Consider the following 20647-nt stretch of genomic DNA (forward strand, 5'->3'; position numbering starts at 1 on the left):
CCGGGACAGACAGAGCAGGCGATGCCGGTGGGGGCACCAATTATCACGCCCATGGCACCCTGGACAATCGGGCCGCCGAAGTTCGTCATGTCGCCCATCCGGGCTGCCGGTTTACCACCGCTCATCGCCAAATCCTTTTGTAAAACATCAGGATTTGTACCTTACACCTGTTTGAGAATGTGTTTTAGTGGTATCTGGGGAATAGGGAGAATATTCAGAAATCGTTTAGATCAGAAATTAAAAAGACCTGAGTCCTGATTACAGACTCAGGTCTTATTGTTAGCTAACTTACATACGTTCTACGGTTTCGATACCCAGAGTATCCAGACCCAGCTTCAGGGTTTTCGCCGTCAGCTGTGCCAGCTTCAGTCGGCTGTTACGAATCTCTTCGTTTTCAGCGCTGAGAATAGGGCAGTGCTCGTAGAAGCCGGAGAACAGACCAGCAACGTCGTACAGGTAAGCACACATCACGTGTGGCGTACCTTCACGCGCAACGACGGTCAGTGTTTCTTCAAACTGCAGCAGACGCGCCGCCAGTTGAGCCTCGCGATCTTCGCTGATAACGACCTGCGCATTTGCCAGCGCGCTTTCGTCGATATCTGCTTTACGGAACACGGACAGTACGCGGGTATAAGCGTACTGCATATATGGCGCGGTGTTACCTTCGAACGCCAGCATGTTGTCCCAGTCGAAGATGTAGTCGGTGGTACGGTTTTTGGACAGATCCGCATATTTCACTGCGCCGATACCGACCGCATTTGCCAGTTTTTCCAGTTCGTCGGCAGGCATGTCCGGGTTCTTCTCCGCGACCAGACGACGTGCGCGCTCCAGCGCTTCATCCAGCAGATCGGCCAGTTTAACCGTGCCGCCCGCGCGGGTTTTGAACGGTTTACCGTCTTTGCCCAGCATCATACCGAACATGTGGTGTTCCAGCGGCACTGAATCCGGCACATAACCGGCTTTACGTACGATGGTCCAGGCCTGCATTAAGTGCTGATGCTGGCGAGAGTCGATGTAATAAAGAACGCGATCGGCATGCAGGGTTTCGTAACGATACTTGGCGCAGGCGATGTCGGTTGTGGTGTAGAGATAGCCGCCATCTTTCTTCTGAATGATAACGCCCATCGGTTCGCCTTCCTTGTTCTTATACTCATCAAGGAATACGACGGTAGCGCCTTCGCTTTCAACAGCCAGCCCTTTCGCCTTCAGATCGGCGACGATGCCAGGTAGCATCGGGTTGTACAGGCTTTCGCCCATGACGTCGTCACGGGTCAGGGTAACGTTGAGGCGATCGTAGGTTAACTGGTTCTGCGACATGGTAATGTCGACCAGTTTGCGCCACATCTCACGGAAGTATTCGTCACCGCCTTGCAGTTTCACAACATAACTACGGGCGCGTTCCGCGAAGGCTTCATCTTCGTCGTAATGTTTTTTCGCATCACGGTAGAAACCTTCCAGGTCAGCCAGCGCCATCTCTCCGGCATTTTCCTGCTGCTGTTTTTCCAGCCATGCGATGAGCATACCGAACTGAGTACCCCAGTCGCCGACGTGGTTAGCGCGAATAACGTTGTGACCGAGGAACTCCAGCGTACGCACCGCCGCGTCACCGATGATGGTGGAACGCAGGTGACCAACGTGCATCTCTTTCGCTACGTTAGGCGCGGAGTAGTCAACCACGACGGTTTGTTTAGCCGGTTGAGTGACGCCCAGACGATCGGAAGCCAGCGCCTGCTGAACGTGCTGCGCCAGAAATGCCGGATCGAGAAAAATATTGATAAAGCCCGGGCCTGCAATTTCAACTTTGCTGGCAATCCCGTTGAGATCCAGATGAGTCAGCACCTGCTCAGCCAGTTGTCGCGGCGCCATACCCAGTTTTTTAGCGACAGCCATCATGCCGTTAGCTTGATAGTCGCCGAACTGTACTTTTGCTGACTGACGAACCTGCGGTTCGCAATCTGCAGGCGCGCCTGCAGCAATCATGGCCTGACTGACTTTTTCTGAGAGAAGAGCCTGAATATTCACCGGAATACCTTACATTTATGAAGCGGCCTAAAATTCACCGCACCAGTTTAAGAATTAAGGGCGGGAGTATACTGCAAATGCCCGTTGCCGTCAGCATTGTGTGTACCGCCAGTAGCCTGAAATATAAACAATGCAATGGCGTAAATTTATTCATGATGTTTTCGGAGAAAACAGCGGTTGGATGGCGCAGCGCAACAGAGTAAATTAGCGACTTTGAACATGGATATGAGCTTTTAATATGGCGAACTGGCAAACCGTTGCAGAACTACAGGATATTTCTGCAGATTTACCGCATTTCACGCAGGCATTAACGGAACTTTCTACCCGCCTTGGGCTGGATATCACAGGCCTGGAAGCCGATCACATTTCCTTGCGTTGCCATCAAAATACCACCGCAGAGCGCTGGCGTCGTGGGTTTGAACAGTGCGGTGAATTGTTGTCAGAAAACATTATCAACGGCAGACCTATTTGTCTTTTTAAACTGCATGAGCCGGTTTGTGTGCAACATTGGCAATTTTCCATCGTCGAACTGCCGTGGCCGGGCGAAAAACGCTACCCACATGAAGGCTGGGAACATATTGAAATTGTTCTGCCGGGAGAGGCGGAAACGCTGAATGCGCGAGCGCTGGCGCTGCTTTCCGATCACGGTCTGAGTCAACCGGGCATTTTTGTGAAAACCAGCTCGCCAAAAGGAGAGCGTGAGCGTTTACCGAATCCGACGCTGGCGGTTAGCGATGGTAGCGTGACGATAAAATTCCATCCGTGGTCGATTGAAACCATTGTGGCAAGCGAACGTCAGGAGTGAGCATGGCTATACTGGAAATCTGCTGTTACAGCATGGAGTGCGCGCGCACGGCGCAGCAAAACGGCGCGGATCGTATTGAACTATGCTCGGCACCCAAAGAAGGGGGCTTAACGCCGTCACTGGGCGTCTTGCGTTCCGTTCGCCAGCACATTTCGATTCCCGTCAATCCCATTATTCGCCCACGTGGAGGCGACTTTTGCTACACCGAAGGTGAATTTGCTGCAATGCTGGATGATATTGCGATGGTCAGGGAACTGGGATTCTCAGGGCTGGTGACCGGCATTTTAGATGTGGATGGCAATGTCGATATGCCGCGCATGGAGAAAATAATGATTGCCGCCGGTTCGCTGCAAGTTACTTTTCATCGGGCCTTTGATATGTGTGCTAACCCACTCAATGCGCTTAAAAAATTAGCTGATTTGGGCATTACCAGAGTACTCACTTCAGGGCAAAAATCAGATGCGGCGCAAGGTTTAACAAAAATAATGGAACTTATTGCGCAGCCCGGTGCTCCAATCATTATGGCCGGAGCGGGGGTTCGCGCCTCGAATTTGTCCCTGTTCCTTGATGCTGGAGTGCAGGAAGTCCACAGTTCTGCCGGAGTATGGCTGGCTTCACCAATGCGTTATCGCAATTCGGAGTTGTCGATGTCTTCGGATGCGCAGGCGGATGAGTATTCGCGCTATGCGGTAGAGGGGACGGCGGTTGCTGAAATGAAAGCAATCATTGCACACCATCAGGCCAGCTGATTTTACCGTTGCATCATGTCGCCCAATATGATGCTTGCTCGTACCAGGCCCCTGCAATTTCAACAGGGGCCTTTTTTTCTCCTTCATATTTCAAGCCGCAGCAGCGTTGGCCGCCTCGCGCACCCCGGTCACGTAGTTATCTACGCTCCCGGGGATTTGTTGCGTTGCCGCCTTGCTGCAACTTGAACTATTTTGGAGAAACGGTGCTATACGTAACGGTCATTCGGCAATCTATTACGGCTTACGCGCAATCAATACTGCACGTAATGGGGCGGGGTAGCCTTCCACCGTTTTGCTGTGGTCGTTCGGGTCGAGGAAGTCGGCCAGCGACTCGGTTACCATCCACTCGGTGCGGCGTTGCTCTTCGGTGGTGGTGACGCAGACATCGGCGATGCGCACATCAACAAAACCGCATTTTTCCAGCCAGTTTTTTAAAGCCAACGCAGACGGAATAAAGTAGACGTTACGCATTTGCGCGTAGCGATCGCCCGGCACCAGAACGGTATTTTCATCACCTTCGACGACCAGCGTTTCCAGCACCAGCTCGCCATCTTTAACCAACTGATCCTTCAACTGCCACAGATGTTCCAGCGGCGATCGGCGGTGATAAAGCACGCCCATGGAGAACACGGTGTCAAAGGCGTTTAGCGCTGGAAGTTGCTCAATACCCAGCGGCAGCAGGTGAGCACGCTGGTCATTGCCCAGCAGTTTACGTACCGCCTCAAACTGGCACAGAAACAGTTGCGTAGGATCGATCCCAACCGCCAGATGCGCTCCAGCGCCAATCATGCGCCACATGTGATAACCACTGCCACAGCCAACATCAAGAATGGTACGGCCGGTGAGATCAGACAAGTGCGGCAGAACGCGATCCCACTTCCAGTCGGAACGCCATTCGGTATCGATGTTGACGCCGTACAGCGAGTACGGTCCTTTACGCCATGGCATCAGGTTACGCATCAGGGTGTCGATGCGTTTCAGCTGGCCTTCGCTGAGCGGTTCTTTACTTTCTGCGGTAACGCTGTGTAGTAAATCCAGACGATGCGGCGTCAGCTCGGGCAGAAACTCGACGGCGTTTGACCATTGTTTAAATAAACCATGCTGATCGCGCTGCCAGGCAGCGATTTGCGCCGGAAGCGTTTCCAGCCAATGGGACAGATGATTTTTGGCAATCAACTGATAAAAGTTACCAAAATCGATCATGCGCCAACCTCAGCTTTCAACGCCACCAGAGAGCCAAAATTGAAGCACTGGAACCACAATTCGCTGTGCTCAAAGCCAGCCTGATGCAGTCGAGCTTTGTGCGTTTCTACCGAGTCGGTCAGCATCACGTTTTCCAGCATGCTGCGTTTCTGACTAATTTCCAGTTCGCTGTAGCCATTGGCCCGTTTGAAGTCGTGGTGCATGTTGAACAGCAGCTCGCCAACGTTAGCGTCTTCGAAACTGAATTTTTCAGACAGCACCAGCGCGCCGCCGGGATTCAACCCTTGATAAATCTTATCCAACAATGCCTGGCGCTCAGGTGGCTCAAGGAATTGCAGGGTAAAATTCAGCACCACCATCGAGGCGTTTTCGATAGTAATGTTGCGAATATCGCCTTCGACAACCTCAACCGGGGTCGGTGCCTTATAGGCATCAATATGACGACGGCAGCGCTCAACCATCGCCGGGGAGTTATCGACGGCAATAATTTTGCAATTCTCGTGATGAATATTGCGACGCACCGAGAGCGTCGCCGCGCCCAGAGAACAGCCCAGATCGTAGACCTGCGTGTTGGGTTGTACGAAACGTTCGGCCAGCATGCCAATCATAGAAATGATATTGGAATAGCCAGGAACGGAACGCTGGATCATATCCGGGAAGACTTCAGCTACCCGTTCATCAAAGGTCCAGTCACCCAGACTGGCGATAGGCGCAGAAAAAAGCGTGTCGCGGTGAGACATAACGTAAAAATCCGGGAAAAATAAAGTGGCGTATTGTGCGCTAATGCAGGGAGAAAACCAACTCCCAGGGCATATACCAAAGATTCGCCAGCACCATTAGCAACAGCGAACACCAGGTTGCGCTCATGCCTGAACGGCGCCAGCGGAAGAGTCGGTGGTGGAATCCGTAATAATGCATCAGTCGTCCGGCAATCAACATCAGCCCGCAAATATGCACCATCCACGTCTCTGCGCCGTTCATTTCCATAAATAACAGCAGCACTAACGCGACGGGAATATATTCCACCGCATTACCGTGAATGCGGATAGCGCTTTGCAGTTCACTAAAACCTCCATCGCCATAGGCAACGCGATATTGCATGCGCAGGCGAACGACGTCAAATGAGAACTTTATTAACAATAACGCACCCAATACGGCATAAAGCGCGCTTACCATACAAACTCCCTTTTAAAATGGCTGCTGGCACTGACTATGATAGGTGGCATTTTCAGAAAAGAGAAGATTGCTGTGGAATAGAGGGTGCTGATCCGATCTCTGGCAGGGCGCTGCGTAAATCTGCCCATAGCGTATCAACAAGCTCCGGGGCCTGCGCGATGTCCGGCGTATGCAAAAACAGATACGGCGTCGTGGTGCGTTGCCATAGCGACAGCTTGGTCAGCCAGACGGCAAAAAGATCGCTGTTTTGTGCCATATTATCGCTACCGATAAAGCGTACCATCGGATGGTTTGCCGTCACTACCGCATGCACCGGAACCTTCGGTTTCTTGCGCTGGGCGTCACGTATTGCTTCAGTATGCGGGATTGCGGCATGCACCGGGCGGCTGTCCAGAATCACCCGGTTTACTCCACGCTCGTGTAAACCGCGATTAAATAGCTGCTCGGCTTCGCCTTTGGCAAAAAAGTCTGGATGGCGAACTTCCACACCGTAGGTAAAGGATTTCGGGAGCGTATCGAGAAACTGCCACAGGGCAGGCAGATCGCGTGGGCTAAAAGTCGCAGGTAATTGCAGCCAGTATTGTCCAATGCGCGATTCCAGCGGCGACATGCGCGTAAAAAATTCCTGTACCAGGTCATCACAATTACGCAGCGCAGCCTGATGCGAAATGGTCGCCGGAAATTTAAAACAAAATCGAAACGCATCGGTGGTCTGTGCCTGCCAGCGGGCAACAATATCGGATTTAGGCAGCGCATACAGCGTGGTATTGCCCTCCACGCAGTTAAAGTGGCGGGCATACTCTTCAAGGCTGGTGATCCCCAGACGCACCCATTTTGGATGCGACCACTGGGGTAAACCGATATAAATCATAGCGCTTGCAGAATCTCCTCCACGCTGCGAACGCGCGCAATGCGCGGGAAAATGTGGGTCATGCAGGCCTGGTGTTGCTCAGCACTGGCGGCGCTACAGGCATCCTCTGCAATGATAAGACTGAAACCCAGCTCCCACGCATTTCGCGCCGTCGACTCAACGCCAATGTTCGTCGAGATGCCGCACAGGATGATGGTATCAACACCCCGGCGACGCAGCTGCAATTCCAGATCGGTGCCATAGAAGGCTCCCCACTGGCGTTTAGTCACTTCGATATCGCTGGCGCATTTCCCCAGAGCCGCCGGGTAATGCCACCAGTTTTCGGGCAACGCTTTTGCCGGAGTCTGAGCATCTACGGGTTGTTTCAGCGCTTCGGCGTAATCGTCAGACCAGCCGACGCGCACCATTACCACCGGGGAACCGTGGGCACGGAATTTTTCCGCCAACTGCGCGGCGCGGGTAACCACATCATGTGCCGTATGAGGGCCGCCAGCGAAAGGCAGGATCCCTTCCTGTAAATCAATCACGACAAGGGCGGTTGTTTTAGCGTTCAATTCCAGCATGGTCACTCCAGTAATAAAAGAATTCCGTTACACCTTAATCGCGAATCAGTGTGAAAGGGGCGACAATTTTTGTTATTTTTTGTGAGATTACGCAATGCCCGTCCAGGAAACAGGCGTACAGTCAGTACCGGACTGAGAGTCTATCCCAGTAGGCTCTTATCGTGCGGCAGAATTTCCAGTATAATAGCCGCCTTTTTTCATTCAGTTGTGACATTCAGCTAAAGCTGCGACTTCGTCATCTGCGAGACAGGTGACAATCCGCCTGCGGCAAAGTTAAGGGATATCTCATGCGTACAGAATATTGCGGACAGCTACGTCTGTCCCACGAGGGGCAGCAGGTGACTCTGTGTGGTTGGGTCAACCGTCGTCGTGATCTTGGTAGCCTGATCTTTATCGATATGCGCGACCGCGAAGGTATCGTGCAGGTATTTTTCGATCCGGACCGTGCGGACGCGTTAAAGCTGGCCTCCGAACTGCGTAATGAGTTCTGCATCCAGGTTACGGGCACCGTGCGTGCGCGTGACGCGAAAAACGTCAACGCCGATATGGCGACGGGCGAAATTGAAGTGCTGGCCTCCGATCTGACCATCATCAACCGTTCAGACTCGCTGCCGTTGGACTCTAACCACGTCAACACCGAAGAAGCGCGACTGAAGTATCGCTATTTAGATCTGCGTCGCCCTGAAATGGCGCAGCGCCTGAAAACGCGTGCCAAAATCACCAGTCTGGTGCGTCGTTTTATGGACGACCACGGCTTCCTCGACATCGAAACACCGATGCTGACCAAAGCGACGCCGGAAGGCGCGCGCGATTACCTGGTACCTTCTCGCGTACATAAAGGTAAATTCTACGCGCTGCCGCAATCACCTCAGTTGTTTAAACAGCTGCTGATGATGTCTGGCTTTGACCGCTACTATCAGATCGTTAAATGCTTCCGTGATGAAGACTTACGTGCTGACCGTCAGCCTGAATTTACCCAGATCGACGTTGAGACTTCCTTCATGACCGCACCGCAGGTGCGTGAAGTGATGGAAGCGCTGGTGCGTAATCTGTGGCTGGAAGTGAAAGGTGTCGATCTGGGTGATTTCCCGATCATGACCTTTGCCGAAGCTGAGCGTCGTTACGGTTCCGATAAACCAGACCTGCGTAACCCGATGGAACTGGTTGACGTTGCCGATCTGGTGAAAGACGTTGAGTTCGCAGTGTTCTCTGGTCCGGCAAACGATGCGAAAGGCCGCGTAGCTGCTCTGCGTGTACCGGGTGGTGCTGCACTGAGCCGTAAGCAGATCGATGATTACGGTAACTTTATCAAGATTTACGGCGCGAAAGGCCTGGCTTACATCAAAGTCACCGAACGTGCGAAAGGTCTGGAAGGTATTACCAGCCCAGTTGCTAAGTTCCTGAACGCAGAAATTGTGGAAGCGATTCTGGCACGTACCGGTGCGCAAGACGGCGACATGATTTTCTTCGGTGCCGACAACAAGAAAGTGGTTGCCGACGCGATGGGCGCGCTGCGTCTGAAACTGGGTAAAGACCTGAACATCACCGACGAAGCCAAATGGGCGCCGCTGTGGGTTATCGACTTCCCAATGTTTGAAGACGATGGTGAAGGCGGCCTGACCGCAATGCACCACCCGTTCACCGCGCCGAAAGATATGACGGCCGCTGAGCTGAAAGCAGCGCCGGAAGACGCGGTTGCTAACGCGTACGATATGGTCATCAACGGCTACGAAGTAGGCGGCGGTTCCGTGCGTATTCACAACGGCGACATGCAGCAAACTGTATTCGGTATTCTGGGCATTAATGAGCAAGAACAGCGTGAGAAATTCGGCTTCCTGCTGGATGCGCTAAAATATGGTACACCGCCGCATGCGGGCCTGGCGTTTGGTCTGGACCGTCTGACTATGTTGTTGACCGGTACTGACAACATTCGTGACGTTATTGCTTTCCCGAAAACCACGGCTGCAGCGTGTCTGATGACTGAAGCGCCAAGCTTTGCCAACGCAGCTGCGCTGGCGGAACTGAGCATTCAGGTTGTTAAGAAGGCCGAGAATAACTGATATGACATATAAACAGCCTGTCTCGGTGTTAGTCGTGATTTATGCAAAGGACACCGGGAGAGTGCTGATGTTACAGCGACGCGACGATCCTGATTTCTGGCAGTCGGTCACCGGCAGCCTTGAAGAAGGTGAAACCGCGTCGCAAGCCGCTATGCGCGAAGTAAAGGAAGAGGTCGCCATTGATGTTGCATCTGAGCAACTGACCTTAATTGACTGCCAGCGCACGGTGGAGTTTGAGATTTTTAGCCATTTACGTCATCGCTATGCACCGGGAATTGAACGTAATACTGAATCCTGGTTTTGCCTGGCACTTCCCTCAGAACGAGAGATCGTGTTCACCGAACATCTGACCTATCGTTGGGTTAATGCGGTTGAAGCCGCCCAATTAACCAAGTCGTGGAGTAACCGGCAGGCGATTGAAGAGTTTGTAATTAACGTCGCCTGAAAAGGCGCGCTTTTTGGAGATATTATTTATGGCAGGTCATAGTAAATGGGCCAACACCAGACACCGTAAAGCAGCGCAGGATGCTAAACGCGGTAAAATTTTCACCAAAATAATTCGTGAGCTGGTGACGGCGGCTAAACTGGGCGGCGGCGATCCGGATGCTAACCCTCGTCTGCGTGCAGCGGTTGATAAAGCGCTGGCTAACAACATGACCCGTGACACCCTGAACCGTGCAATCGCGCGCGGTGTGGGTGGTGATGAAGATTCCAACATGGAAACCATCATCTATGAAGGTTACGGTCCTGGCGGTACAGCCGTTATGATTGAATGTCTGTCTGACAACCGTAACCGTACCGTTGCGGAAGTGCGTCATGCGTTCACGAAAACGGGTGGTAACCTCGGTACCGACGGTTCCGTGGCTTATCTGTTCAGCAAAAAAGGCGTGATCTCCTTTGAACAGGGCGACGAAGACGCCATCATGGAAGCAGCGTTGGAAGCAGGTGCTGAAGACGTTGTGACCTTCGACGACGGCGCAATTGACGTTTACACCGCGTGGGAAGAGATGGGCAAAGTGCGTGACGCGCTGGAAGCGGCTGGTCTGAAAGCGGACGCAGCTGAAGTGTCTATGATCCCATCCACCAAAGCGGATATGGATGCAGAAACGGCGCCGAAGCTGATGCGTCTGATTGATATGCTGGAAGACTGCGACGACGTGCAGGAAGTTTACCACAACGGTGAAATCTCCGATGAGGTTGCTGCCACCTTAGAATGATGTGGTTTAGCCATAAAATAACAGGAGATGCGTGATGTCTATTATTCTCGGCATTGACCCGGGGTCTCGCATCACCGGTTATGGCGTTATTCGTCAGGTCGGCAGGCAGCTGACCTACCTCGGCAGCGGCTGCATTCGCACCAAAGTCGACGATCTTCCGTCACGTCTGAAGTTGATTTACGCGGGCGTGACGGAAATCATCACCCAGTTTCAGCCGGACTATTTTGCCATTGAGCAGGTTTTTATGGCGAAGAACGCCGACTCGGCGCTAAAGCTGGGACAGGCTCGCGGCGTGGCAATCGTTGCGGCGACCAATCAGGATCTACCGGTCTTTGAATACGCGGCCCGCCAGGTAAAACAGACCGTGGTGGGGATCGGTAGCGCGGAAAAAAGCCAGGTCCAGCATATGGTACGCACGCTGCTAAAACTCCCGGCGAATCCGCAAGCAGATGCCGCGGATGCACTGGCGATTGCCATTACCCACTGCCATGTCAGTCAGAACGCCATGCAAATGAGCGAGTCGAGGCTGAATTTGGCGCGAGGTCGATTACGTTAGTGACAAATGAGGCTGGATATCTATCCAGCCTTTTTTTATGATAGCGCATTACCTTTTAGCCCTTAACGCAGGAGCGTCACGTGATAGGCAGACTCAGAGGCATCATTATTGAAAAACAACCCCCGCTGGTCCTTCTGGAAACGGGCGGGGTAGGCTATGAAGTGCATATGCCGATGACCTGTTTCTACGAGTTGCCGGAAGCCGGGCAAGAAGCGATTATTTTCACCCATTTTGTGGTGCGAGAAGATGCTCAGCTATTGTATGGCTTTAACAACAAGCAAGAGCGCACGCTGTTTAAAGAGTTAATCAAAACCAATGGCGTGGGGCCGAAGCTGGCGCTGGCGATCCTCTCCGGTATGTCTGCTCAGCAGTTCGTTAATGCCGTAGAGCGCGAAGAGCTGGGCGCGCTGGTGAAATTACCGGGTATTGGTAAGAAAACCGCAGAACGCCTGATTGTAGAAATGAAAGACCGCTTTAAAGGTTTGCATGGTGATCTCTTTACACCAGCAGCGGATCTGGTCCTGACGTCTCCGGCAAGCCCGACAACGGACGACGCCGAGCAGGAAGCGGTTGCTGCGCTGGTGGCGTTGGGCTATAAACCACAGGAAGCCAGCCGCATGGTGAGCAAAATTGCCCGCCCTGATGCCAGCAGTGAAACCCTGATTCGTGAAGCGCTTCGCGCGGCATTGTGAGGTAACGGATGATTGAAGCAGATCGCCTGATTTCGGCTGTCAGCACTACCCCTGAAGATCTGGTGGATCGTGCGATTCGCCCAAAATTGCTGGAAGAGTATATTGGCCAGCCTCAGGTTCGTTCGCAAATGGAGATTTTTATCCAGGCGGCGAAGCTGCGCGGTGATGCTCTCGATCACCTGCTGATTTTCGGTCCTCCTGGTCTTGGTAAAACTACGCTTGCCAATATTGTCGCCAATGAAATGGGCGTTAATCTGCGCACCACGTCTGGTCCGGTACTGGAAAAAGCGGGTGATCTGGCGGCAATGCTTACCAACCTTGAACCCCACGATGTGCTGTTTATCGATGAAATTCATCGTCTGTCACCGGTGGTGGAAGAGGTGCTGTATCCGGCGATGGAAGATTATCAGCTGGATATCATGATTGGTGAAGGACCGGCTGCCCGTTCGATTAAGATCGATCTGCCGCCGTTCACGCTAATCGGGGCGACGACGCGCGCCGGGTCGTTAACCTCTCCGCTGCGTGACCGTTTTGGTATTGTGCAGCGCCTGGAGTTCTATCAGGTGGCTGACCTGCAGCACATTGTAGGACGCAGTGCGCGTTTTATGGGCCTGGAAATGAGCGATGAAGGCGCGCTGGAAGTGGCACGCCGCGCCCGCGGTACGCCGCGTATCGCCAACCGTTTATTACGCCGGGTACGCGATTTCGCTGAAGTGAAGCATGACGGCACGATTTCGGCTGATATTGCCGCCCAGGCGCTGGATATGCTCAATGTGGATGCGGAAGGATTCGATTATATGGACCGTAAGCTGCTGCTGGCGGTTATCGATAAATTCTTTGGCGGACCGGTAGGACTGGATAACCTGGCAGCGGCGATTGGGGAAGAGCGTGAAACCATTGAGGACGTGCTGGAGCCGTATCTGATTCAGCAAGGTTTTCTACAACGTACGCCGCGTGGACGTATGGCAACCGTGCGCGCCTGGAACCATTTTGGCATTACACCGCCACAGATGCCTTAATGCCTGATGTCGCGACGCTCATCAGGCCTGGGCGATTTTGTAGGCCCGGTAAGCGCAGCGCCACCGGGCAACGCATGCTTAGCTCGCTTGCTTTTTCATCATGCTGAAAATAAACAGCAGCGCGGCGCACAGCACCACGGAAGGACCTGCCGGGGTGTCATAGAAGGCCGAGAAGGTCAGCCCGCCTGTAACCGCTATCATTCCCACTCCAACGGCAACCCCTGCCATCTGCTCCGGCGTACGGGCAAAGCGACGGGCGGTCGCCGCAGGGATGATAAGCAGTGAGGTGATAATCAGCGCCCCGACAAACTTCATCGCCACGCCAATCGTTAACGCCGTAACCAGCATCAGCAGCAGCTTCACGCGTTGCAGCTTCACGCCATCGACAAATGCCAGATCCGGACTGATGGTCATCGACAGCAGGTTACGCCACTGCCAGAACAGAATCGCCAGAACAATAACCACGCCGATGGCGATGGAGATAAGATCTTCTGGCGTCACGGCGAGCAAATCACCAAACAGGTAAGCCATCAGATCCACACGGATGTTGGACATCAGGCTGACAACAACCAGCCCCAATGACAATGCGCTGTGCGCCATAATACCCAGCAAGGTATCGATCGCAAGGTGAGGGCGCTTCTCCAGCCATACCAGACCGCCAGCCAGCAACAGGGTGACGGCGATAACCGCATAGAAAGGGTTTACATCCAGCAGCAGGCCAAAGGCGACCCCCAGCAGCGAAGCGTGGGCCAGCGTATCACCGAAATAAGACATTCGACGCCAGACTACAAACGAGCCGAGTGGGCCAGCGGCACAGGCCAGCATGATCCCGGCTAACCAACCGGGTAATAACAATTCAATCATGAGTGACCATTTCCCCGGCGTAAGACGATACGACCCTGTAAATCGTGGCGGTGATTGTGATTATGACGGTAAATTCCGAGTTGTTCGGCGCCGCGTTGCCCGAACATTGAGATGAATTCCGGGTGCATAGAAACCACTTCCGGCGCACCGGAACAGCAAATATGATGGTTCAGGCACAGTACCTCATCGGTTTTGGCCATCACCAGATGCAGGTCATGGGAAACCATCAGCACGGCGCAATCCAGTTCACGTCGCAACTGGTCGATAAGGTCGTACAGTGCGACCTGCCCATTGACATCCACGCCCTGGGTTGGTTCATCGAGCACCAGTAGCTGAGGTTTATTCAATAAAGCACGGGCCAACAGGACGCGTTGTGTTTCCCCGCCAGAGAGCTTTTGCATCGGCGCATCCATCAGATGCCCGGCCTGAACGCGCTTCAGTGCCGGAAGGATATCCTCTTTTTTGGTGCCGGGACGTAAGCGCATAAACCGACTTACCGTCAGTGGCAGCGTAGTATCGAGGTACAGTTTTTGCGGTACATAGCCAATCCGCAATTGACCATTACGCTTGATTACTCCCTCATCAGCCGCTACCAGCCCTAATACAACGCGCACCAGCGTAGACTTCCCGGCACCATTTGGGCCGAGAAGCGTTAAAATTTTACCGGGTCGAAGTTCAAGCGATACGTCAGACAGGACGCGGCGTTGACCATAAGAGACCGAGACATTTTCCAGTGAAACCAAAGTCGTCATATCAATTTTAGTCTTGCAGAAGTTATAGAATGTTATAATATCACATTTCTTACATTCATTACGATGATTGGTCGCATTATGTTACATAAAAATACGCTTCTTTTCGCAGCATTATCCGCTGCTCTTTGGGGTAGTGCAACACAGGCAGCAAATGCCGCTGTGGTGGCCTCACTCAAGCCGCTGGGGTTTATTGCTTCAGCCATTGCAGACGGGGTAACAGACACTGAGGTTCTCCTGCCTGACGGGGCTTCCGAACATGACTATTCACTGCGTCCATCAGACGTAAAACGCTTACAGGGCGCGGACTTAGTTGTTTGGATTGGACCTGAGATGGAAGCGTTTATGGAAAAGTCAGTCAAGAATATTCCTAACGCGAAACAGGTAACGATTGCGCAGCTCAATGACGTGAAACCGTTACTCATGAAAGGTGCCGATGACGACGATGACGATCATGGACACAATGATGCTGGCGGTGAAAAAAGTGACGAGCATCACCATCATGGCGATTACAACATGCATCTTTGGCTTTCCCCAGAGATAGCGCGGGCCTCAGCGGTTGCAATCCATGAAAAATTAGTGGAACTTATGCCGCAAAGTCGAGCCAAACTTGACGCCAACCTGAAGGATTTTGAGGCACAATTAGCCGCAACCGATAAGCAGGTAGGTAACGAGCTCGCACCGCTCAAGGGAAAAGGTTATTTCGTTTTTCATGACGCCTATGGCTACTACGAAAAACACTACGGACTAACACCGCTTGGTCACTTTACCGTGAACCCTGAGATTCAACCTGGTGCGCAGCGTTTACATGAAATAAGAACACAGTTGGTTGAGCAAAAAGCAACCTGCGTTTTTGCTGAGCCACAGTTCAGGCCAGCGGTCGTTGAAGCCGTCGCGAGAGGGACATCCGTTCGAATGGGAACGTTGGATCCGCTCGGAACGAATATCAAACTGGGTAAAACAAGCTATTCAGCGTTTTTGAACCAATTAGCCAACCAGTATGCGAGCTGCCTGAAAGGAGATTAATGAGGAAGTGAATACGTGCAACAGATAGCCCGCTCTGTCGCTCTGGCATTTAATAATCTGCCGCGACCCCATCGCGTTATGCTGGGGTCGCTTACCGTACTGACATTGGCCGTCGCCGTCTGGCGGCCTTATGTTTACCATCCCGATTCTGCACCCATCGTTAAAACTATCGAGCTGGAAAAAAGCGAAATTCGTTCACTGTTGCCTGAGGCCAGTGAACCTATCGATCAGGCCGCGCAGGAAGACGAAGCCATTCCGCAGGATGAACTGGATGACAAAACGTCTGGTGAAGCCGGCGTGCATGAGTATGTCGTCTCTACAGGTGATACGCTGAGCAGTATTCTTAATCAGTACGGCATCGATATGGGTGACATCAGTCAGCTCGCTGCTTCCGATAAAGAACTACGCAATCTGAAAATTGGTCAGCAGTTATCCTGGACCTTAAGCGCGGAAGGTGACCTGCAGCGTCTGACCTGGGAAGTGTCCCGCCGTGAAACCCGCACTTACGATCGTACTGCGACAGGTTTCAAAATGAGCAGCGAAATGCAGCAGGGCGATTGGGTTAACAGCCGTATCAAAGGCACGGTGGGCGGAAGCTTCGTCGCCAGCGCCAAAGAGGCCGGACTGACCAGCTCTGAAATCAGCGCAGTGATTAAGGCCATGCAGTGGCAGATGGATTTCCGCAAACTGAAAAAAGGCGATGAGTTCTCTGTGCTGATGTCTCGCGAAATGCTGGACGGTAAGCGCGAGCAAAGCCAACTGCTGGGCGTGCGTTTACGTTCTGAAGGCAAAGACTATTACGCCATCCGTGCTGAAGATGGTAAGTTCTATGACCGTAACGGTACCGGACTGGCGAAAGGCTTCATGCGTTTCCCGACGGCGAAACAGTTCCGCATCTCCTCGAACTTTAACCCGCGTCGCCTGAATCCGGTGACTGGACGCGTAGCGCCGCACAAAGGTGTCGACTTTGCGATGCCGCAGGGGACGCCGGTACTGTCGGTAGGCGATGGTGAAGTGGTTGTAGCGAAGCGTAGCGGCGCTGCCGGATACTATGTTGCGGTTCGTCATGGTCGCACCTACACCACCCGTTATATGCACCTGCGTAAGCTGTTGGTGAAACCAGGTCAAAAAGTGAAACGTGGCGATCGTATCGCGCTGTCAGGTAACACCGGGCGTTCAACAGGTCCGCATCTGCACTACGAAGTGTGGATCAACCAGCAGGCCGTGAACCCTCTGACGGCGAAACTGCCGCGTACAGAAGGTCTGACCGGCTCGGATCGCACCGATTATCTGGCGCAGGTGAAAGAAGTTATGCCTCAGCTACGTTTTGATTAATTAGCACACTGATAAAGCCGGTACGCGATGCGTGCCGGCTTTTTTATTTTGTACGGCGCACGGTGCGCCGCTACACTATCAGCAGATTTACTTTTCGCGGCACCAGACACTGGAAGAGCATGGAAACGAAAAAAAAGAATATTGAGTATATCCCTGAGTTTGATAAATCATTTCGCCATCCGCGCTACTGGGGCGCCTGGCTGGGTGTAGCGGCGATAGCTGGGATTGCGTTAACGCCAGCGTCATTTCGCGATCCTATTCTGGCAAAGCTCGGACGGATGGTTGGACGCTTGGGAAAAAGCTCACGTCGCAGAGCGCTGATCAATTTATCCCTTTGTTTTCCTGAACGCAGCGAAGCTGAGCGCGAAGCCATTGTCGATGAGATGTTCGCGACCGCCCCTCAGGCGATGGTCATGATGGCGGAACTCGCCCTGCGCGGGCCGGAGAAAATTCAGAATCGGGTTGACTGGCAGGGCCTTGAAATCATCGAAGAGATGCGCCGCAACGATGAAAAAGTGATTTTTCTCGTTCCTCATGGCTGGGGCGTAGATATCCCGGCGATGCTGATGGCTTCCCAGGGACAGAAAATGGCAGCAATGTTCCACAATCAGGGAAACCCGGTATTTGATTACGTCTGGAACACGGTACGCCGTCGTTTCGGAGGTCGATTACATGCGCGTAATGATGGCATCAAACCGTTTATTCAGTCTGTACGTCAGGGATATTGGGGATACTACCTGCCGGATCAGGACCATGGGCCTGAGCACAGCGAGTTTGTCGATTTTTTTGCTACCTATAAAGCAACGTTACCGGCAATTGGTCGCTTGATGAAGGTCTGCCACGCGCGTGTAGTGCCGCTGTTTCCGGTGTATGACGGTAAAACTCACCGCCTGACGATTAAGGTCCGTCCTCCGATGGATGACATCCTGACAGCGGATGACCACACCATTGCCAGACGAATGAACGAAGAGGTGGAAATTTTTGTCACGCCTCATGTCGAACAATACACCTGGATACTGAAACTGCTTAAGACGCGTAAACCCGGCGAGATTGAGCCCTATAAGCGCAAAGATCTCTATCCGAAGAAATAAAAAAAGCCTCTCAAACGAGAGGCTTTTTTACATCAAACGCTGGGGTTACTCGACGGTCAGGATGCGCGTGGTGTTAGTTGAGCCAATAGTGCTCATCACATCGCCCTGTGTCACGATCACCAGATCGCCGGAAACCAGATAGCCTTTATCGCGCAGCAGGTTCACTGCTTCATTGGCGGCAACCACGCCATCTGTTTCGCTGTCAAAGTGAACCGGGGTGACACCGCGATACAGAGAGGTCAGATTCAGCGTACGTTCATGACGAGACATCGCGAAAATTGGCAGACCGGAACTGATACGAGAAGTCATCAGCGCAGTACGACCGGACTCCGTCATAGCGATGATAGCGGTGACCCCTTTCAGGTGGTTAGCAGCGTACATCGCTGACATCGCAATCGCTTCTTCAACGTTATCAAACTGCACGTCAAGGCGGTGTTTAGAGACGTTGATGCTTGGGATCTTCTCTGCGCCCAGGCAAACGCGCGCCATTGCCGCGACGGTTTCCGCCGGGTACTGACCTGCTGCTGTTTCGGCAGAGAGCATCACGGCATCGGTGCCGTCGAGGACGGCGTTAGCCACGTCCATCACTTCCGCACGAGTCGGCATTGGGTTGGTGATCATCGACTCCATCATCTGTGTGGCGGTGATGACCGCACGGTTCAGCTGACGCGCACGGCGAATCAACGCTTTCTGAATACCTACCAGCTCAGGGTCACCGATTTCAACACCCAGGTCGCCACGGGCTACCATCACTACGTCAGAAGCCAGGATGATGTCATCCATCGCATTCTGGTCGCAGACGGCTTCTGCACGTTCTACCTTGGCGACAATTTTCGCATCGCAACCGGCGTCGCGCGCCAGACGGCGGGCATAGTTTAGATCTTCGCCGCAGCGCGGGAAGGAGACAGCCAAATAGTCAACGCTGATTTGCGCAGCGGTAATGATGTCGGCTTTGTCTTTTTCGGTCAGGGCTTCAGCAGAGAGACCGCCGCCCAGTTTGTTGATGCCCTTGTTATTGGACAGCGGGCCACCGACAGTGACTTCGGTGAAGACTTTCATGCCCTGAACTTCCAGCACTTTAAGCTGTACGCGACCGTCGTCGAGCAGCAGGATGTCGCCAGGCACGACGTCTGCAGGCAGTCCCTTATAATCAATGCCGACTTTTTCTTTGTCGCCTTCGCCTTTACCGAGGTTGGCGTCTAACAGGAACTTGTCGCCAACATTAAGAAAAACTTTACCTTCTTTAAAGGTAGATACGCGGATTTTAGGTCCCTGCAGGTCACCCAAAATAGCTACATGACGTCCCAGTTTTGCGGCAATTTCACGGACCTTATCCGCCCGCAGTTTGTGATCTTCTGGAGAGCCGTGGGAAAAGTTCATACGTACGACGTTCGCACCTGCGGCGATAATCTTCTCAAGGTTGTTATCGCGGTCAGTTGCCGGGCCTAACGTGGTAACGATTTTGGTTCTGCGAAGCCTTCTGGACATGTAATACTCCGTTGACTGAAACAACTAGGTGTTGCGTGAACATTAATCCGGCCGTTCTCAAACATTAACGGTAAAATGAACGACCCGGATGATAAAAGGGTAGAACATTGTTATTGCTTTTAGCGGTCATCACTCTTGATGAGTAATTCTTTATCAAAACGCGATTCCTTGAGCGCTTCCTTGACACGCTTCAAGTTATCTCTAAATTTTGCCCCTCGGCGCAAAGTAAATCCTGTAGCCAGCACATCTATCACGGTCAGTTGAGCAAGTCGAGAGACCATGGGCATATAAATGTCAGTATCTTCCGGTACATCGAGGGTAATAGCCAGCGTGGCTTCACGCGCCAGTGGCGTGCCGGGAGAGGTGAGGGCGATAACCATAGCGTCGTTTTCCCTTGCTAACTGCGCCAGTTCAACCAGACTTTTGGTTCTTCCAGTATGAGAAATAAGCACAATGACGTCGTCGTCGCTACAATTCATACAACTCATCCGTTGCAGGACAATGTCGTCGGAATAGATTACCGGTACGTTAAAGCGGAAAAATTTGTTCATCGCGTCGTGCGCGACCGCGGCGGAAGAACCTAAACCAAAGAAGGCGATTTTCTTCGCCTGGGTTAACAAATCTACCGCCCGGTTTACTGCCGCGTTATCCAGCGACTGACGAACGTGGTCAAGGCTTGCCATCGCCGATTCGAAGATTTTCCCCGTATAAGATTCTACGCTGTCATCCTCATCCACATTGCGATTAACATAAGGGGTACCATTTGCCAGACTTTGTGCCAGATGCAGTTTAAAATCAGGGAAGCCACGCGTATCCATGCTACGACAGAAACGGTTCACCGTCGGTTCGCTGACGTTGGCTTCTACAGCAAGCGCAGCGATGCTTGAGTGAATTGCCTGCTCGGGAGAGGCAAGAATAATGTCGGCGACTTTACGCTCTGACTTGCTCAAATGTTCCAGTTTTAACTGGATTTTTTCCAGCATATTCATGATGTAGGTAGACTCATGGGTCATGGGCAAAAACGATTTCAACGATAAGGAGAAATCGAGCGGTAACTCTGGTAGATAGTACCCCTGCTAGTGCAGCAACGGGGCAAAATGGACAAAATAGTTGTTGTTTTTTTTCATTACATGATCGGAGTCGGATTTTCATACTTCTTCA

Annotated in this window: 21 protein-coding genes and 1 pseudogene; 11 read left to right on the forward strand and 11 right to left on the reverse strand. The window is 52.6% G+C overall.

Annotated elements, in window-relative coordinates; all coding sequences use genetic code 11:
- Both OGX96_RS22710 and argS read right to left on the reverse strand, forming a co-directional pair.
- Positions 1 to 125: pseudogene (locus OGX96_RS22710) on the reverse strand (DUF6531 domain-containing protein); the annotation flags it as partial.
- Between the two features lie 163 nt (positions 126 to 288).
- On the reverse strand, positions 289 to 2022 hold the full coding sequence (argS, locus tag OGX96_RS15505; RefSeq protein WP_003833857.1) for an arginine--tRNA ligase: 1734 nt from the start codon (positions 2020 to 2022) through the stop codon (positions 289 to 291).
- A 238-nt stretch (positions 2023 to 2260) separates the two neighbouring features.
- On the opposite strand from argS, the gene OGX96_RS15510 reads away from it, so the two are divergent.
- Both OGX96_RS15510 and cutC read left to right on the forward strand, forming a co-directional pair.
- Positions 2261 to 2827, forward strand: a complete 567-nt coding sequence (locus OGX96_RS15510; RefSeq protein WP_003833855.1) for a VOC family protein — start codon at positions 2261 to 2263, stop codon at positions 2825 to 2827.
- Positions 2828 to 2829: 2 nt separating this feature from the next.
- The gene (gene cutC / locus OGX96_RS15515; RefSeq protein WP_286583543.1) at positions 2830 to 3576 is read left to right on the forward strand and encodes a copper homeostasis protein CutC; all 747 of its coding nucleotides are present in this window, start codon (positions 2830 to 2832) and stop codon (positions 3574 to 3576) included.
- A 234-nt stretch (positions 3577 to 3810) separates the two neighbouring features.
- Here cutC and cmoB read toward each other — a convergent pair whose 3' ends face one another.
- The 5 genes from cmoB to OGX96_RS15540 are packed head-to-tail and all read right to left on the reverse strand — an operon-like array spanning position 3811 to position 7389.
- Positions 3811 to 4779 (reverse strand): tRNA 5-methoxyuridine(34)/uridine 5-oxyacetic acid(34) synthase CmoB, encoded by a 969-nt coding sequence (gene cmoB, locus OGX96_RS15520; protein ID WP_003833851.1) that lies wholly within the window; start codon positions 4777 to 4779, stop codon positions 3811 to 3813.
- Positions 4776 to 5519, reverse strand: a complete 744-nt coding sequence (gene cmoA, locus OGX96_RS15525; protein WP_008785057.1) for a carboxy-S-adenosyl-L-methionine synthase CmoA — start codon at positions 5517 to 5519, stop codon at positions 4776 to 4778. Before cmoA ends, cmoB begins: the two co-directional genes overlap by 4 nt.
- A 40-nt stretch (positions 5520 to 5559) precedes the next feature.
- Positions 5560 to 5955, reverse strand: a complete 396-nt coding sequence (locus OGX96_RS15530) for an MAPEG family protein (RefSeq protein ID WP_003833847.1) — start codon at positions 5953 to 5955, stop codon at positions 5560 to 5562.
- A gap of 52 nt (positions 5956 to 6007) precedes the next feature.
- Positions 6008 to 6826: a DUF72 domain-containing protein gene (locus tag OGX96_RS15535; protein WP_100272270.1), complete on the reverse strand. Its 819-nt coding sequence runs from the start codon at positions 6824 to 6826 to the stop codon at positions 6008 to 6010.
- On the reverse strand, positions 6823 to 7389 hold the full coding sequence (locus OGX96_RS15540) for a hydrolase (protein WP_286583546.1): 567 nt from the start codon (positions 7387 to 7389) through the stop codon (positions 6823 to 6825). Before OGX96_RS15540 ends, OGX96_RS15535 begins: the two co-directional genes overlap by 4 nt.
- 287 nt (positions 7390 to 7676) lie before the next feature.
- Between OGX96_RS15540 and aspS the strand changes: the two genes are divergently transcribed.
- The 6 genes from aspS to ruvB all read left to right on the forward strand — a co-directional run bounded on the left by aspS (position 7677) and on the right by ruvB (position 12933).
- A complete protein-coding gene (aspS, locus tag OGX96_RS15545) occupies positions 7677 to 9449 on the forward strand; it encodes an aspartate--tRNA ligase (RefSeq protein WP_003833841.1) in 1773 nt (590 codons plus the stop codon).
- 1 nt (position 9450) lies between these two features.
- Positions 9451 to 9894, forward strand: coding sequence for a dihydroneopterin triphosphate diphosphatase (gene nudB / locus OGX96_RS15550; RefSeq protein ID WP_003034863.1), 444 nt, complete (start codon positions 9451 to 9453; stop codon positions 9892 to 9894).
- Between the two features lie 28 nt (positions 9895 to 9922).
- A complete protein-coding gene (locus tag OGX96_RS15555) occupies positions 9923 to 10666 on the forward strand; it encodes a YebC/PmpR family DNA-binding transcriptional regulator (RefSeq protein ID WP_003833836.1) in 744 nt (247 codons plus the stop codon).
- Between the two features lie 34 nt (positions 10667 to 10700).
- The gene (gene ruvC / locus OGX96_RS15560) at positions 10701 to 11222 is read left to right on the forward strand and encodes a crossover junction endodeoxyribonuclease RuvC (RefSeq protein WP_003034867.1); all 522 of its coding nucleotides are present in this window, start codon (positions 10701 to 10703) and stop codon (positions 11220 to 11222) included.
- An 80-nt stretch (positions 11223 to 11302) separates the two neighbouring features.
- Positions 11303 to 11914 carry a Holliday junction branch migration protein RuvA gene (ruvA, locus tag OGX96_RS15565; RefSeq protein WP_003034869.1) on the forward strand — a complete coding sequence of 204 codons (612 nt, stop codon included), beginning with the start codon at positions 11303 to 11305 and terminating at the stop codon, positions 11912 to 11914.
- Between the two features lie 8 nt (positions 11915 to 11922).
- The gene (ruvB, locus tag OGX96_RS15570) at positions 11923 to 12933 is read left to right on the forward strand and encodes a Holliday junction branch migration DNA helicase RuvB (RefSeq protein ID WP_003034872.1); all 1011 of its coding nucleotides are present in this window, start codon (positions 11923 to 11925) and stop codon (positions 12931 to 12933) included.
- Positions 12934 to 13011: 78 nt separating this feature from the next.
- On the opposite strand, the gene znuB is transcribed toward ruvB, so the two are convergent.
- Both znuB and znuC read right to left on the reverse strand, forming a co-directional pair.
- The gene (gene znuB / locus OGX96_RS15575; RefSeq protein WP_003034874.1) at positions 13012 to 13797 is read right to left on the reverse strand and encodes a zinc ABC transporter permease subunit ZnuB; all 786 of its coding nucleotides are present in this window, start codon (positions 13795 to 13797) and stop codon (positions 13012 to 13014) included.
- Positions 13794 to 14549: a zinc ABC transporter ATP-binding protein ZnuC gene (gene znuC, locus OGX96_RS15580; RefSeq protein ID WP_003833829.1), complete on the reverse strand. Its 756-nt coding sequence runs from the start codon at positions 14547 to 14549 to the stop codon at positions 13794 to 13796. Before znuC ends, znuB begins: the two co-directional genes overlap by 4 nt.
- A gap of 78 nt (positions 14550 to 14627) precedes the next feature.
- On the opposite strand from znuC, the gene znuA reads away from it, so the two are divergent.
- The 3 genes from znuA to lpxM all read left to right on the forward strand — a co-directional run bounded on the left by znuA (position 14628) and on the right by lpxM (position 17998).
- Positions 14628 to 15572 (forward strand): zinc ABC transporter substrate-binding protein ZnuA, encoded by a 945-nt coding sequence (gene znuA / locus OGX96_RS15585; RefSeq protein WP_048225779.1) that lies wholly within the window; start codon positions 14628 to 14630, stop codon positions 15570 to 15572.
- A 15-nt stretch (positions 15573 to 15587) separates the two neighbouring features.
- On the forward strand, positions 15588 to 16907 hold the full coding sequence (mepM, locus tag OGX96_RS15590) for a murein DD-endopeptidase MepM (RefSeq protein WP_003833825.1): 1320 nt from the start codon (positions 15588 to 15590) through the stop codon (positions 16905 to 16907).
- 119 nt (positions 16908 to 17026) lie between these two features.
- Positions 17027 to 17998, forward strand: a complete 972-nt coding sequence (gene lpxM / locus OGX96_RS15595; RefSeq protein ID WP_071446178.1) for a lauroyl-Kdo(2)-lipid IV(A) myristoyltransferase — start codon at positions 17027 to 17029, stop codon at positions 17996 to 17998.
- Between the two features lie 45 nt (positions 17999 to 18043).
- On the opposite strand, the gene pyk is transcribed toward lpxM, so the two are convergent.
- Positions 18044 to 19486, reverse strand: a complete 1443-nt coding sequence (gene pyk / locus OGX96_RS15600; RefSeq protein WP_003034890.1) for a pyruvate kinase — start codon at positions 19484 to 19486, stop codon at positions 18044 to 18046.
- Positions 19487 to 19605: 119 nt separating this feature from the next.
- Positions 19606 to 20475 carry a MurR/RpiR family transcriptional regulator gene (locus OGX96_RS15605; protein WP_008785051.1) on the reverse strand — a complete coding sequence of 290 codons (870 nt, stop codon included), beginning with the start codon at positions 20473 to 20475 and terminating at the stop codon, positions 19606 to 19608.
- Between the last annotated feature and the right edge of the window lie 172 nt (positions 20476 to 20647).

This window comes from Citrobacter sp. Cpo100 (assembly GCF_030332595.1).
GTDB lineage: Bacteria > Pseudomonadota > Gammaproteobacteria > Enterobacterales > Enterobacteriaceae > Citrobacter > Citrobacter portucalensis.